This is a genomic window from Sphaerisporangium cinnabarinum, from assembly GCF_055567015.1.
On the sequence record NZ_JBVHRG010000011.1, the window covers coordinates 143,953 to 157,816 of the forward strand.

At 75.6% G+C, this 13,864-nt stretch carries 12 protein-coding genes; 6 read left to right on the top strand and 6 right to left on the bottom strand.

From position 1 onward, the window contains the following. Nucleotides 1-106: 106 nt before the first annotated feature. Complete coding sequence (locus ACZ4MO_RS16150) at nt 107-1,390, top strand: PrsW family intramembrane metalloprotease (RefSeq protein ID WP_255437285.1); 1,284 nt, start codon at nt 107-109, stop codon at nt 1,388-1,390. On the opposite strand, the gene ACZ4MO_RS16155 is transcribed toward ACZ4MO_RS16150, so the two are convergent. After that, the gene (locus tag ACZ4MO_RS16155) at nt 1,350-2,021 is read right to left on the bottom strand and encodes a helix-turn-helix domain-containing protein (protein WP_175009308.1); all 672 of its coding nucleotides are present in this window, start codon (nt 2,019-2,021) and stop codon (nt 1,350-1,352) included. The two genes, ACZ4MO_RS16150 and ACZ4MO_RS16155, sit on opposite strands and share 41 nt — an antisense overlap. Nucleotides 2,022-2,104: 83 nt before the next feature. Here ACZ4MO_RS16155 and ACZ4MO_RS16160 point away from each other — a divergent pair, with 83 nt between their 5' ends. After that, complete coding sequence (locus ACZ4MO_RS16160; protein ID WP_175009309.1) at nt 2,105-3,331, top strand: benzoate/H(+) symporter BenE family transporter; 1,227 nt, start codon at nt 2,105-2,107, stop codon at nt 3,329-3,331. Between the two features lie 53 nt (nt 3,332-3,384). Here the strand turns inward: ACZ4MO_RS16160 and ACZ4MO_RS16165 are convergent, their stop codons facing one another. Beyond that, nucleotides 3,385-5,724, bottom strand: a complete 2,340-nt coding sequence (locus tag ACZ4MO_RS16165) for an LLM class flavin-dependent oxidoreductase (RefSeq protein WP_175009310.1) — start codon at nt 5,722-5,724, stop codon at nt 3,385-3,387. Beyond that, complete coding sequence (locus ACZ4MO_RS16170; protein WP_175009311.1) at nt 5,721-6,668, bottom strand: LLM class flavin-dependent oxidoreductase; 948 nt, start codon at nt 6,666-6,668, stop codon at nt 5,721-5,723. The genes ACZ4MO_RS16165 and ACZ4MO_RS16170 overlap by 4 nt, the downstream gene beginning before the upstream one ends. Nucleotides 6,669-6,758: 90 nt before the next feature. Between ACZ4MO_RS16170 and ACZ4MO_RS16175 the strand changes: the two genes are divergently transcribed. After that, complete coding sequence (locus ACZ4MO_RS16175; RefSeq protein ID WP_175009312.1) at nt 6,759-7,298, top strand: MarR family transcriptional regulator; 540 nt, start codon at nt 6,759-6,761, stop codon at nt 7,296-7,298. 178 nt (nt 7,299-7,476) lie between these two features. Here ACZ4MO_RS16175 and ACZ4MO_RS16180 read toward each other — a convergent pair whose 3' ends face one another. The 3 genes from ACZ4MO_RS16180 to ACZ4MO_RS16190 are packed head-to-tail and all read right to left on the bottom strand — an operon-like array spanning nt 7,477 to nt 11,086. Further along, nucleotides 7,477-8,934 carry an MFS transporter gene (locus tag ACZ4MO_RS16180; protein WP_175009313.1) on the bottom strand — a complete coding sequence of 486 codons (1,458 nt, stop codon included), beginning with the start codon at nt 8,932-8,934 and terminating at the stop codon, nt 7,477-7,479. Further along, nucleotides 8,931-9,875, bottom strand: a complete 945-nt coding sequence (locus ACZ4MO_RS16185) for a polysaccharide deacetylase family protein (RefSeq protein WP_255437286.1) — start codon at nt 9,873-9,875, stop codon at nt 8,931-8,933. The genes ACZ4MO_RS16180 and ACZ4MO_RS16185 overlap by 4 nt, the downstream gene beginning before the upstream one ends. Continuing rightward, nucleotides 9,872-11,086, bottom strand: a complete 1,215-nt coding sequence (locus ACZ4MO_RS16190; RefSeq protein WP_175009314.1) for an ROK family protein — start codon at nt 11,084-11,086, stop codon at nt 9,872-9,874. Before ACZ4MO_RS16190 ends, ACZ4MO_RS16185 begins: the two co-directional genes overlap by 4 nt. Nucleotides 11,087-11,235: 149 nt before the next feature. On the opposite strand from ACZ4MO_RS16190, the gene ACZ4MO_RS16195 reads away from it, so the two are divergent. From ACZ4MO_RS16195 to ACZ4MO_RS16205, 3 genes are all read left to right on the top strand, one after another. After that, on the top strand, nt 11,236-11,814 hold the full coding sequence (locus ACZ4MO_RS16195) for a 1-acyl-sn-glycerol-3-phosphate acyltransferase (RefSeq protein ID WP_175009315.1): 579 nt from the start codon (nt 11,236-11,238) through the stop codon (nt 11,812-11,814). A 327-nt stretch (nt 11,815-12,141) separates the two neighbouring features. Further along, the gene (locus ACZ4MO_RS16200; protein ID WP_128957721.1) at nt 12,142-12,894 is read left to right on the top strand and encodes a lytic polysaccharide monooxygenase; all 753 of its coding nucleotides are present in this window, start codon (nt 12,142-12,144) and stop codon (nt 12,892-12,894) included. Nucleotides 12,895-13,135: 241 nt separating this feature from the next. Next, nucleotides 13,136-13,864, top strand: coding sequence for a lytic polysaccharide monooxygenase (locus ACZ4MO_RS16205; RefSeq protein ID WP_175009316.1), 729 nt, complete (start codon nt 13,136-13,138; stop codon nt 13,862-13,864).

Here is a 13,864-nt window from a genome sequence, read left to right on the forward strand (position 1 = left end):
CGTCCGCCACGGCGTCCCCGGCGACGCCTCCGAGCGCGCCGCGTCGCGCGGCGCGCCGGGCGGACGCCTTCCCGCGCCGCCCGCCGGGTGCGTAGCCTTACCGCCCGTGACCTTCCCGCCGCACGGCCCGGCCGTCCCCCCGCCCCAGCAGCCGCCGCACCCGCTGGGCCCGGCGGGTGCCGCCGTCCCGCTCGACCCGCGCGCCGTGCTCGAGGGCCGGCCGCCGGGCCGCGCGCGCGTCGGCGCCATCGTGACGATCGCCGTCGCGAGCCTGTGCCTGCTCGTGGGCCTCGTGCTCGCGGCGCTGTCCGGGGTGGGCACGTTCACGGTCGGGCTGCTGCTCGCGCTCGTGCCGCTGGGCATCTGGGTGCCCGTCGTGCTCGCGCTCGACCGCCTGGAGCCCGAGCCGCCGAGCGCGCTCGTCGTCGCGTTCCTCTGGGGCGCGGGGATCGCGACGCTCGTCGCGGGGATCCTCAACACGCTCGGCCTCGAGCTGCTCACCGCGCCGCTGTTCGGCGAGGAGGTCGGCTGGTACGTCGTGGCGTCGTTCGGCGCGCCGTTCGTCGAGGAGATCCTCAAGGGCGCGGTGCTGTTCGGGATGCTCTGGTTCCGGCGCCACGAGATCGACGGCTGGACCGACGGCGTGATCTACGCCGCGATGGTCGCCCTCGGGTTCGCGGCGGTCGAGAACGTCACGTACTTCATCATGGCCGCGCAGGACGGCACGCTCGGCCCGACGTTCGTGCTGCGCGCGATCGTCACCCCCCTGCTGCACCCGCTGTGCACGGCGCTCACGGGCCTCGGCGTCGCGAGCGCGGCCACGAGCCCGCCCGGGCCGCGCCGTGTGCTCGCGCCGCTCGGTGGTCTCGCCGCGGCCATCGCCCTGCACATGCTGTGGAACGCCTCGACCGGCTTCGGCCCGCTCGCGCTCGGGGTCGCGTACCTCGCCGGGCTCGGGGTGCTGGTCACGCTGGTCGTCCTGCTCGTCCGGGACCGACGCCGCACGGTCGCGACGATCCGACGCCAGCTCGTCCCGTACGTGCCGACGGGCCTCGTGACGCCCGCCGACCTCGCGATGCTCTCGACGCTCGCCGCTCGCCGTCAGGCGCGCGACTGGGCGCGTCGCACCGGTGGCGCGGGGGCCGCGCACGCGATGCGCGACTACCAGCAGGCCGCGACGGAGCTCGCGCTGCTCCACGACCGGGTCGAGCGCGGCGCGGTCGAGGCGTGGCGCGTCGAGGGGCAGCGGCGCGCGCTGCTGCAGCTCATGCTCACGGCGCGCCAGGCGTTCCTGGTGCGGGCTCCGCAGCCGCCGCCGGCGCCGTGGTCGCCGGGTGCGCCGTCGGGGTTCACGTCCGGCGCGTGGGCGCCGAGGGCCGGCCTGCGGTAGCGGACCGTCCGCCGCGCGGCGGGGTGCGGATGACGAGCACCGCGTCCACGGGCGCGCCGTCGAGCGCACGGTAGGAGTGCTCGGCGTCCGACACCCAGCGCAGCCCGTCCCCCACGGTCACCACGGCCTCGGCACCACGACGGCCCGCGCGCACGCGGCCGGAAGTCACGAGCAGGTGCTCGACGACGCCCGGCCCGTGCGGCGGCGACGTGCGGTCCGCGGACGCCGCGAGGTGCAGGTGGTAGACCTCGACGGCCGTGCCGTCGGGCAGGTGGTGGGCGTCGAGGAGGCGGGCCCGGACGCCCTCGGACGACACCTCCGAGCCCGGCCGCTCGGCGAGGAGCGTCGCGAGCGGGACGCCGAGCGCCCCGGCGAGCGCGTAGAGCGTCGCGAGCGTGGGGTTGCGCGCGCCGTGCTCGATCTCGGAGAGCGAGCCCTTGCCGACGCCCGCCGCCGCCGCGAGCGCCGACAGCGACAGCCTGCGCTCGGCCCGCAGCGCCCGGATCTGGGCGGCGACCGCGGCGAGGGTCTCGTCCCCGCGGCGGTCCGACGGCGCGGGGGCGCCACCGCCCGGGCCGTCGTCCGACCCTGCGCTCGCCCCCGTGCTCGCCCGCGCTCCCCCGTCGCTCACGCGCGGCAGCCTACCGGCAGCGTCGCGGGCCGCTCTGGTAACGTTCCGCAAACAGAACGGCTCGGCACGTCCGCTGGAGCAGCATGGAACCCGACCCGGAGCGCCTGCGCCCCGTCCTCGCCGGGCTCGTCACGGCCCTCGTCGGCTTCACGAGCTCGTTCGCCGTCGTGCTCGCGGGCCTGCGCGCCGTCGGCGCCACGCCCGACCAGGCCGCGTCCGGGCTGCTCGCCCTGTGCGTGACGCAGGCCGTCGGCATCCTCTTCCTGACGACGCGCCACCGCACCCCGCTCACCCTCGCCTGGTCCACGCCCGGGGCCGCGCTGCTCGTCAGCACGGGCGCGGTCGCGGGCGGCTGGCCCGCCGCGGTGGGCGCGTTCTGCGTCGTCGGCGGACTCGTGCTGCTCACCGCGCTCTGGCCGCGGCTCGGCGACCTCGTCGCCGCGATCCCCACCCCGATCGCCCAGGCGATGCTCGCGGGCGTCCTGCTCACGCTGTGCCTCGCGCCCGTCCGCACGTTCGTCACGACGCCGCTGCTCGTCGCGCCCGTCGTGCTCACGTGGCTCGTGCTGCTGCGGGTCGCGCCGCGCTGGGCCGCGCCGGCGGCGCTCGCGGTCACGCTCGCGATCGTCGGGTACGAGGCCGTGGGGAGCGGCAGCGTCGCCTGGGCCGACGCCGTCCCCCGCCTCGACCTCACCGCCCCGACGCTGTCGTGGCAGGCGGTCGTCGGGCTCGCCGTGCCGCTCTACGTCGTGACGATGGCGTCGCAGAACGTCCCGGGCGTCGCGGTCATGGCCTCGTTCGGCTACCGCGTGCCGTGGCGCGAGACCATGACCGTCACCGGCCTCGCGACCCTCGCGGGCGCCGCTGCGGGCGGGCACGCGATCAACCTCGCGGCGATCTCCGCCGCGCTCGCGGCGGGCCCCGAGGCGCACCCCGACCCCCGACGGCGATGGGTCGCCGCGCACACCGCGGGATGGGCCTACCTGGTGCTCGCCGTCGGCTCGGCCGGGCTCGCCGCGCTGGTCGCGGCCGCGCCCGCCGGGCTCGTCGAGGCGGCCGCCGGCCTCGCGCTCGTCGGGACGCTCGGCGCCGCCGTCGCGGGCGCGGTCGCCGAGCCACGGGGCCGTGAGGCGGCCGTCGTGACGTTCCTCGTCGCCGCGAGCGGGACGGTCGTCGCGGGCATCGGCGCCGCGTTCTGGGCCGTGCTCGCGGGCCTCGCCGTCCACGCGGTGCTCACCGTGCGCCGTCGGGCACGCACCCCCGCCACCCCCGAGGCGGCACCCCGACAGCGCGAGGTAGAGCCCCGGTAGCGCGAGGTAGAGGCGTGGTCGTGACCACGCCTCGACCTCGGCGGACCGGGGCTCTACCTCGGCGGGACGACGGCGCCCGTCGGCTCGTCCGTCGGGTGCGGCCCGAGGACGGGCAGGTTGTCGCGGAAGACGTTCGTCGGGTCCACGCGGCGCTTGACCTCGCGCAGCCGCTCCAGGGTCGCGGGCGGGAACGCGTCCGTCACCCGCTCGGTGCGCAGGTCGGTGTCGAAGCTGAGGTACGTGCCGTCGAACAGGTCGGCGAGCGCGTCCCACCGCGCGTCGAGACGGGACCGGCTCGCCCCCATCGCGACGACCGAGAAGTTCGCGGATCGGTGCGCGTACGCCGTCGCGTCGGCGGGGACGTCCGACGCCGCACCGCCCGTCGAGCGGATCTGGAAGAAGTACGTGTCCCCGCTGGCGACGAGGCCCGCGAGCCGTGCCGACGCCTCCGGCGTGAGGTGCTCCAGCAGCCCGGACCGCGACACGGGCTCGCCCTGCCCGCCGTGCGGGCCGGGCGGGGGCGCGGAGACGACGGCGTCGTACGGCACGATCTGCGCCGTCGCCCGGGCGAGCAGCGGGGAGATCGCCGCGAACGGCTGGAGCCGCGCGAGGACGGTGTCCGGGTCGTCCGAGTCGACCATCGTCATCGACTGCGCGACGACGGGCTGCCCGGGCCGCGGCCGCCCGACGACGAGGAAGCTCGTCGTGTCCCGCGGCGAGGCCTCCACCGTGGCGCCCCAGCGCTCGAGGAACCCGGCGAGGTCCGACGCGTCGTGCACCATCTGCGCGAACCCCACCGCGGACACCTCGTCCGCGACGAGCTCGAACGACGTGACGATCCCGACCTGCGCCCCGGCGCCGCGCACGGCCCAGAACAGGTCCGCGTTCTCGTCGTCGCTCGCGCGCACGACCGAGCCGTCCGCGAGGACGACCTCGACCGCGCGCACGTGGTCGATCGTCAGGCCGTGCGCCCGGCCGAGGAAGCCGATGCCGCCCGCCGTCGCGAGACCGCCCACCCCGACACCGCCGGAGTCGCCCGACGTGATCGCCCAGCCGCGCGGCGCGAGCGCCGCGGCGACCCCGCCCCAGCGCGCGCCCGGACCGACGCGCACGAGGCGCGCGGCGTCGTCGAGCACCTCCACGTGGTCGAGGGCGGCGAGGTCGAGGACGATGCCGCCGTCGTTCGTGGAGCGCCCGCTGATGCCGTGCCCGCCCGAGCGGACGGACAGCGGCACCCGGCGCGTCACCGGCTGGGCGCGCGCGAACGCGAGCGCCTCGACGACCTCCGCGGTGTCGCGCGGGCGCAGCACGAGGCCCGGCGAGCCGCCGCGCAGGTAGTTCGAGCGCACCCCCGCGTACGTGGCGTCGCCCGGCTCGACGGCGCGCTCCGCGAGCGAGGCGGGGACGTCGTCGTACGCGATCCCGTCGCGACGCGCGGCCCGCACGGCGAGCGGCACGACGCGCGACGTGTCGGTGCCCCGCTCCGCGCGCGCGGCGTCGACGGCGTCGCGCAGGGCGGGCGCGACCTCGTCCGCGAACCGGCGGGTGGTGCGCTCGTCGTCGGTCGCGAGGATCAGCGTGGAGACGCCCTCGTCGAGGACGAGCGGCAGGAGCCGCTCGACCCAGGCCGCGGGCGGCCCGGAGAGGTCGGGGGCGCCCCCGAGGCCGGACGCTCCGGCGTCCGCCTCGAACGTGCCCGACACGTTGAGCAGCCGCGTCACCTCGCGCGGGTCGCGCCCGACGGCGGCCGCCGCCTCGTCGATGCGCGCGTTGCCCGCGCGCAGCCCGTCGAGGCCCACGCGGCCCAGCGACGGGAGCCAGCCGTCGGCCTTCTCTCCCACGAGGCGCAGCATCCGGGGGCCGAGCGCGCCCAGCCACAGGGGGATGCGGCGCGTGGTGCCCGGACCGGGCGTCGCGCCGTCGAGCCGGTGGTGCCGACCCGGCACGAACAGCTCGCCGTCGCCGTCCTCGCCCCAGATCGCGCGGATCACCTCGATGGCCTCGGCGAGCGCGTCGACGGAATCCCCCGGCGTGAGCCGGCGCGTGCCCATCGCCGCCATGGCGTCCCAGAAGGCCCCCGCTCCGAGGGCGAGCTCGACGCGACCGTCGGAGAGCAGGTCCAGGCTCGCCGCCGCGCGCGCCAGGACGGCGGGCGGACGCATCGGGACGTTGACGACGTCGGGCGCGACGTGGATGCGCTCCGTCGCGGACGCGACGTACGACAGCAGCGTCCACGTGTCGAGGAAGCGCGGCTGGTACGGGTGGTCCTGGAAGGTCACGAGGTCGTAGCCGGCGTCCTCCGCGAGGCGCGCGAGCCCGACCGTCGCCTCCGGGTCCTGCGCCGACGGCGTGACGAACGTGCCGAACCGGAGCGGGTGGCCGTAGTCGGTCATGCGCGGGCCCCGCCGTCGGTCGGTCCGACCGGTGCCGCGCCGCCGGTCGTGCCGCGGGCCGCGGCGACGAGCTCGCGCGCCGCGGGCGCGACCTCCTGGCCCACGACGGCGAGCGTCGTCGGGTCGTCGCCGCCGATGATCCACGTGGACACGCCGTGCTCGAGCGCCACCTCCGCGACCTGCTCGGCCCACTGCCGCGGCGACCCCTGGAGGAACCCGGCGCCGCCGTCGGCGGTGAACCGCCCGCCGACGTTGAGGAGCCGACGCACCGCGCGCGGATCGCGGCCCGCCTCCTGCGCGGCGGCGTCGATCGTCGCGTTGCCCTGCGCGAGCGCCTCGAAGCTCTGCAGGTACGCGAGCGACGGGAGCCAGCCGTCGGCCTGCGCACCGACGACGCGCAGCATGCGGGGCTTGAGCGCCCCGACCCAGATCTCGACGTCGTGCGCGGGGGCGGGACCCCGCTTGGCGCCGTCGACGTGGTGGTACGCCCCGCCCACGTCCAGGCGCTCGCGCGTGGACGTGTCCCACAGCCCGCGGATGACGTCGATGCCCTCGGAGAGCGCGTCGACGGACTGCCCCGGCGTGAGTCGCTCGCCGCCCATCGCGACGATCGGGTCCCAGAACCCGCCCGCGCCGAGGCCGAGCTCGACGCGCCCGCCCGACAGCCGGTCGAGGCTCGCGACGGCGCGCGCGAGCACGGCCGGCGGGCGCAGCGGCAGGTTGAGCACGTTGCCCGCGAGGCGGATGCGCTCGGTGCGCGCCGCGACCCACGACAGCAGGGTCCAGGTGTCGAGGAACGCCGCCTGGTACGGGTGGTCCTGGAAGGTCACGAGGTCCAGGCCGACCTCCTCGGACAGCTGCGCGAGCGCGACCGCCTGCTGCGGCGCTGCGGCGGTGGGCGTGACGAAGGACCCGAAGCGCAGGTCGTGGCCGTAGTCGGGCATGGCTCCTCGCGATCTCAAGATACGTTGTTGAGCAGAACATATCGAGAACAGATAGGTGGTGCAACCGCATTCCCGCGGTACCCTGAGCGGATGAGCACGAGCGCGACGACCGCCGCACCCACCGGCCCGGCCGAGCTCCCCGGCCGCCTCGAGGACCTCGGCTGGCACCTCGGCGTCCTGCTGCGCGCCTACCGCGCGACCGTCGAGCAGGCGCTCGACGACGTCCCGCACGGCACGCGCGGCTACCAGGTCCTCGTGACCGTCGCGCAGGGCGACCACCCCACGCAGCTCGCGCTCGCCGAGCACCACGGCATCGACCGCACCGTCATGACGTACCTCGTCGACGACCTCGTCGCGTCCGGCCTCGTCGAGCGGCAGCAGAACCCCGCCGACCGCCGCGCCCGCCGCGTCGTCGCGACGCCCGAGGGCCGCCGTCGTCTCGCGGGGTGGGCCGCCGCCGTGCACGACGCCGAGGAGCAGCTCCTCGACATGCTCGCGCCCGACGAGCGCGGCACCTTCCGCACCCTCATGCGCCGCGTCGCGTGCGACCTCCGCGACATCGACGCCGGCACCGACCCGTGCACCGTCGCCGAGCACACCCTCCGCGGCACCACCACCCCGCCCAGGTAGAGGCAGGGCCCGCCGAGGTAGAGCCAGGGTCCGCCGAGGTAGAGCCGTGGTGCGCCTCGCGCGCAACCACGGCTCTACCTCGCGTGACCGAGGCTCTACCTCGCGCGACTACGGCTCTACCTCGCGTGACCGGGGCTCTACCTCGGCCGACCGGGGCTCTACCTCGCGGGGCGGGGGGCTACCTCGGGAGGGGGTCCGCGGCGGTGGGTGACGCGTCGGCGTCGGCGAGGGCGGCGTCGGTGCCCTCGGGGTCCCGGCCTCGCAGGGGGTAGAACCAGAAGCACACGAACGCCAGGGCGGCGATGAGGACGGGGACGCCGCCGAGCAGGAGGCGCACGCCCGTCGCGACGCCGTCCGGCTGCACGACGTCGCCCGTGCCCTCGACGTACCCGCTCGCGGAGAGCACGGCCGCGACGAGGACGGCCTGCACGATCACGGACCCGCGCACGACGAACCCGTTCGCGCCGAAGTACATGCCCTCGCGGCGCAGACCGGTACGACGCTCGTCGTCGTCGATGACCTGCGCGAGCGCGACCTCGAGCACCTGCATGAGCCCGGCCACGCCCACGCCGACGGCCAGGCCCGCGAGCGCGGCGCCGAGCACGGTGGTCGGCACGAGGTAGAGGCACGTCGCGAGCCCGTACACGGCGACGACCCACAGCATCGTGGAGCGCGGGCCGATGCGGCGCACGACCCACGACCACCCGACGATCGCCGGGATGGCCGCGACGAAGATCGGCGCGAGGAGGAACGTCGCGTCGGCCTCCGCCCCGCCGAGCACGTAGCGCACGTAGAACGGCACGGCGGCGAGCACGATCGCGGTGGTGCTCTGGAGCAGCAGCGACCCGAGCACGTAGGTGACGAACGCACGGTTCGCGAACGTGTAGCGCAGCTGGGCGCCGAGCCCGACGGCGGCCTCGCGCTCGCGCACCGCCGCGACGTCGACGGGACGCTCGACCATGCCGGCGAGGGACCACGCGAAGAACCCGAGGCTCACGACGGCGAGCAGCAGCGCCATCCACGTCCACCCGAGCGTCCCGTACAGCAGCGGGGCGCCGGCGGTGCCGAGGATCATGCCGACGAGGCCGAAGATCTGGCGCGGCGCGTTCCCGCGGGCGCGCTCCGCCGTCGTGCGGAAGATCTCGGGGAACAGCGCGGAGACGTTGAGCACGACGACGACGTACGCGACGTCGTACACGGCGACGACGACGAGGAACCACACGACGAGCCCGGTGGGGCTCAGCGCGGGCGGCACCCACACGAGCGCGAACGCGACGACGAGCGGCACGACGCCGAGCCCGATCCACGGCACGCGGCGGCCCCAGCGGGTACGGCGCCGGTCGGAGGCCGCGCCGACGAGCGGGTTGAGCACCGCGTTGAGGATGCCGTGCGCGACCATGGCGCCCGCGACCCAGCCGGCGGGCACGCCGAGGTGGTCGACGTAGAAGTAGACGACGAACGCGGAGAACGTCTGGAGCAGCAGGTTCGCGGGGAACGCGGACGCGCCGTAGGCGACGGTCTGCGCACGCGTGGCCGCGCCCACCAGGCGGCGGTCCCGCACGCGGGCCAGCAGCCCTCCGGTCGGCGCCCCTCCGCTCGGCGCCGTGCCCGACGGCGTCCCGGCCGGCGCGCTCATCGCTCGCCCCGCTGGACCGCGCGCAGGTCGCGCCAGCCGACGCGGACGAGGCCTTCCTCGGCCACCACGGCCGCGACCGCCGGGTCGGCGAGGAGGCGGCGCTCGAACCCGCGCTTCGGCGCGGCGTAGTCGGCGACGTCGCCGAGCTCGTCGTCGTCGAGCATGGGGTGCAGGTAGATCTCGGTGACGCCGGGCGGCACGCGGCGCAGCAGGTCGAGGAAGCCGTCACGGACGTCCTCGTAGCCCTCCGCGTCGTCCGTGCCCTCGCCGGCGAGCTCGAACGGGTGCGTCCACAGGCGGTCGACGAGCACGACCCCGAGCGCGTCGGCCGCCGCGGTCGCCTCGTCGAGGAGCGGCTGGAAGTCGCCGGGCGGCAGGAGCATCCCGTCGGTCGTGCGCGGCAGGCGGAACGGCAGCCCGTGCCGGGCCGCGAGCTCGAACACCTGCGGCAGGAACGAGCGCCCCGTCTCGAGCCCGTAGACCGAGCCCATGTGGTTGTCGAGGTGCGAGACGTCGACCCCGGCGGCGAGCGCCGCGTCGAGCTGCGCCGCGAGCTCGGCCGCGACGTCCTCGGCGCGCGCCCGCTGCTCGACGGTGCGGACGTCGCGCGGGAAGTACCCCGCGGCGTCGACGAGCGAGGTCCCCGCCCCCGTGAGGGGCCGCCACCGGTAGCGCGTCCACTCGCTCGTGAGCACGAGGTGGACGCCGACGTCGACGGGGTGCGCCGCGGCGAACGCGAGCGCGTCCGGCGCCCAGCCGCACGGCACCATGACGGTCGCGGAGTCGAGGTGCCCCGCGAGGAGCAGCTCGGAGATCGCGCGGTTCGCCGCCCGGCACATGCCGTAGTCGTCGGCGTTGAGGATCACGGCGCGCGCGTCGCCCGCGAGGCCCAGCCGGGACACCAGGTCCGACGGCGGCCCGCCCGCCGCGGGCGTCGTCACGACGCGGCCTCCGCGTGCTCGTCGTCGGCCTCGCCGCTCTCGCCCGGTGCGGAGTGGGCCGCGGCGGCGCGGAACACCTCGTCGCGCAGGGCGTCGCTCGCGGACCGGGCCGCGCCCACGACGACGGCGTCGCTCGTGAGCTCCGACGGGACGACCCGCACGGGCAGCACGGCCAGCTTCTCGCCGAGGAACCGCTGCACGCGCTCGGCGATCGGGGGGCGCGCGGCGTGGTTGGTGAGGACGAAGAGCTCCGGCTCGACGACGAGCGCGACGGCCGCCGCCACGACGCCGATGCGCTCCGCGACCTCGTCCAGCACGTCGCCGGACGCGCCGTCGCCCTGCGCTGCGCGGTCCACGATGTCCTTGACCGCGATGTCGTCCGGGAGGCCGTTCTCCTTGGCGATCGCCGCGATCGACGACGCCCCGAGCGTCTCCGAGCCGAGCGACCGGCCGGGGTGCGGGAGGAACGACACCTCGCCGGCACCGCCCGCCGCGCCGCGGTGCAGACGGCCGTCGAGGACGAGGCCGGCGCCGAACCCGTCGCCGAGCCCCAGCACGACGAACGTCCGGACGCCGGCGGCGACGCCGTCGCGCTGCTCCGCGATCGCCGCGAGGTTGAGGTCGTTCTCGAGCGTCACCGGGCAGCCGAGCGCGTCGACGAGGGCGTCGTGGAGGTCCGTGCCGCCCTTCTCGAAGCCCGGCACCCGGCGGATCGTCGCGTGGTCCGGGCTGATGATCGACGGCACGGCCGCGACGGCGCGCGTCACCTCGACGCTCGCTCCCTCGGGCAGCCGGGCCTCGACGTCGGTGATGCACGCACGCGCGAGCTCGGCCGCGGCGCGGGCGCGCGCCGTCGGGGTCGGCCGGACGTCGCGCCGCTCGGCGCGGGCGCGGACCGCTCCCGTGACGTCGACGAGCGCGACCCGCACGCGGTCGCGCGCGACGTCGATCCCCAGCCCGAACGCGTAGTCCGGGTCGACCCGGTACAGCGTCGCGGCCGGGCCCCGACGGTCCCGGTCGAGTCCCGCCTCCGTGACGACGCCCGTCGCCTCGAGCGCGCGCAGGGTCTGCGCGACGGTCGTCTTCGACAGACCGGTCGCCGCGACGACGTCGGGGCGCGCGACCTGCGCTCCGGTGCCGAGCACGTCGAGCACGGCGCGCGCGTTGAGGGTGCGCAGGAGGGCGGGGGTTCCGGCGGGAGTGGTGTCCATCTGGTCTCCGTCGAGCAGTGGGTGGTCGAGCGGACATGTCCGGTCCGAGCAGGTAGGGCGGGAAGTTTCCTACCCGCCGGAGACTAACCGCGCCGTCTGCGGTTGTCGACGGCGGCCGCCGCGCGTCTCCCACCCTGTAGCGTGTCGTCGTGATCCGCCGAGCCCTCGCCCGCGCCTTCTGGGCGACCAGCCGGTGGAGGCTGCGCTCGCAGCCGTACGACACGAGCCGGCCCACCCTCCTCGTCGGAGCCCCGCACACGTCGAACTGGGACTTCGTGCTCATGCTCGCGATCGCCTGGAGCACGGGCATCCACGTGCGCTGGCTGGGCAAGCACACGCTCTTCGCCGGCCCCGCGGGTCCGCTCATGCGCGCGCTGGGCGGCATCCCCGTGGACCGGCGCGACCCGAGCCGGGTGGTGAACGACGTCGTCGGCCGCCTCCGGGCGGGCGAGGTGTTCTCGCTCGTCGTCACGCCCGAGGGCACGCGCGGCGCCGGGTCGTACTGGAAGTCGGGGTTCTACCGGATCGCGCGCGAGGCGCACCTGCCGGTCACGCTCGGCTACGTGGACCGCACCACGATGACGACGGGCCTCGGCCCGACGATCGACCTCACCGGCGACGTGCGCGCCGACATGGACGTCGTGCGCGCGTTCTACGCCGACAAGTCGGGCCTCCGGCCCGCGCTGCGCACCGAGCCGCGCCTGCGCGAGGAGGACGCGCCCGCCTGACGGGCAGCCCGACGCCCGCGCTCTCGGACGCTCGTCCAGCTTCGGGCCACCGTCACGTCCGGTGCCCCGGCGCCCTACGTAGTCCCCACACTCTTCACCCGCCGGACGGATGCCCCGGGCACCTCGCGGGAGGGTTCTGGACCCCGGTCGAGCCGCACGAAGACGCCCTCCGCAGGACGTCGCGTACGGGACATCCCGTACTCCGGAGCGGCCCTGCGTAGGCGTTGGAGCCTCGTCCTCCACCTGCATACGGTCCCCTCGTCACGGTCGACGGTGCGGGCTCCGCACGACGTCGGCCCTCCCCCGACACAGGAAGCGAGTCCCCCGATGAAGCGACTCCGCGCGGCGCTCCTCGCCGCCGTCGTGGGCGCGACCGCGATCATCGCCCCGATCGCGATCGCCCCCAGCGCCTCGGCGCACGGCTGGATCACCTCTCCCCCCAGCCGGCAGGACAACTGCGCGAAGGGCACCACGTCCTTCGACTGCGGTTCCATCAAGTACGAGCCGCAGTCCGTCGAGGCCCCCAAGGGCTCGATGAAGTGCTCCGGCGGCAGCGGCTACGCGATCCTCGACGACGCGAGCAAGCCCTGGCCCCGCACGACCACGGGCCGCGACGTGACGTTCCAGTGGAACCTCACGGCGAACCACGCCACGAGCGTGTGGGAGTACTTCGTCGACGGCCAGCTCTTCGCGACGTTCGACGGCGGCGGCGTCCAGCCCCCCAAGAACATCTCGCACACCCTCAAGGGCCTGCCGCTCGGCAACCACACGATCCTCGCGCGCTGGAACGTGTCGAACACGGTCAACGCGTTCTACAACTGCGTCGATCTGACCGTCACGGCCGACGGCACCAACCCCGGCGGGGGCACCCCCGGCGGCGGCACGCCTGGTGAGGGCGGCACCCCCGGCGGCGGCACGCCGGGCACCTGCGCGGACCCCGCGTGGGCCGCGACGTCGACCTACACGGGCGGCGCGAAGGTCTCGTACGCGGGCAACGTGTACGAGGCGAAGTGGTGGACGCAGAACAACGTCCCCGGCTCCGAGGCATGGGGCCCGTGGAAGCTGATCGGCGCCTGCTGACCTGCTGAACCCCGCGACGGCGGGTGGTCTCGTCCGACGGGCGAGGCCACCCGCCGTCGTGCGTCGCCGACCCGGCGACGAGGGCGCGCCAGGCGCGCGTACGCGGAAGCACGTACGGGCTTTGCCCAATTGTCCGGCTCTCCGCCCGTTTCGTAGCGTCGAGGTGCCCGATCCGAGAAGCGGCCCGCGAGGAAGCGCGCCGCAGGACCCACGCACCACCGGATGGAGAGCGAGACATCTCATGCGAAGACTGAGAGCGGTACTCCTGGCAGCCGTCGTCGGCGCGGTCGCGATCATCGCGCCCGTGGCCGTCGCGCCCAGCGCGAGCGCGCACGGCTGGATCACGTCGCCGCCGAGCCGGCAGGACCACTGCGCGAGGGGCACGACGTCCTTCGACTGCGGCTCGATCAAGTACGAGCCCCAGTCCGTCGAGGCGCCCAAGGGCTCGATGCAGTGTTCGGGCGGCAGCGGCTTCAGCATCCTCGACGACGCGAGCAAGCCCTGGCCGCGCACGCAGACCGGCACGTCGGTCACGTTCCAGTGGAAGCTCACCGCGGCGCACAACACGAGCACGTGGGAGTACTTCGTCGACGGCGTGCTGTTCAAGACGTTCAACCAGAACGGCGCGCAGCCGCCCAGCAACATCTCCCACACCCTGACGGGCCTGCCCGAGGGCAACCACACGATCCTCGCGCGCTGGAACGTGTCGAACACGGTCAACGCGTTCTACAACTGCGTCGACCTGAAGATCGGCAGCGGCGGGACCGACCCGGGCAACCCGGGGAACCCCGGGAACCCGGGCAACCCCGGCACGTGCTCGGCCCCGGCGTGGTCGGCGAGCGCCGCGTACGTCGGCGGCGCGAACGTCTCGTACTCCGGTCGCAACTACCAGGCCAAGTGGTGGACGACGGGCGAGAACCCGTCGCAGAGCGGCCAGTGGGGCGTCTGGAAGGACCTCGGGGCCTGCTGA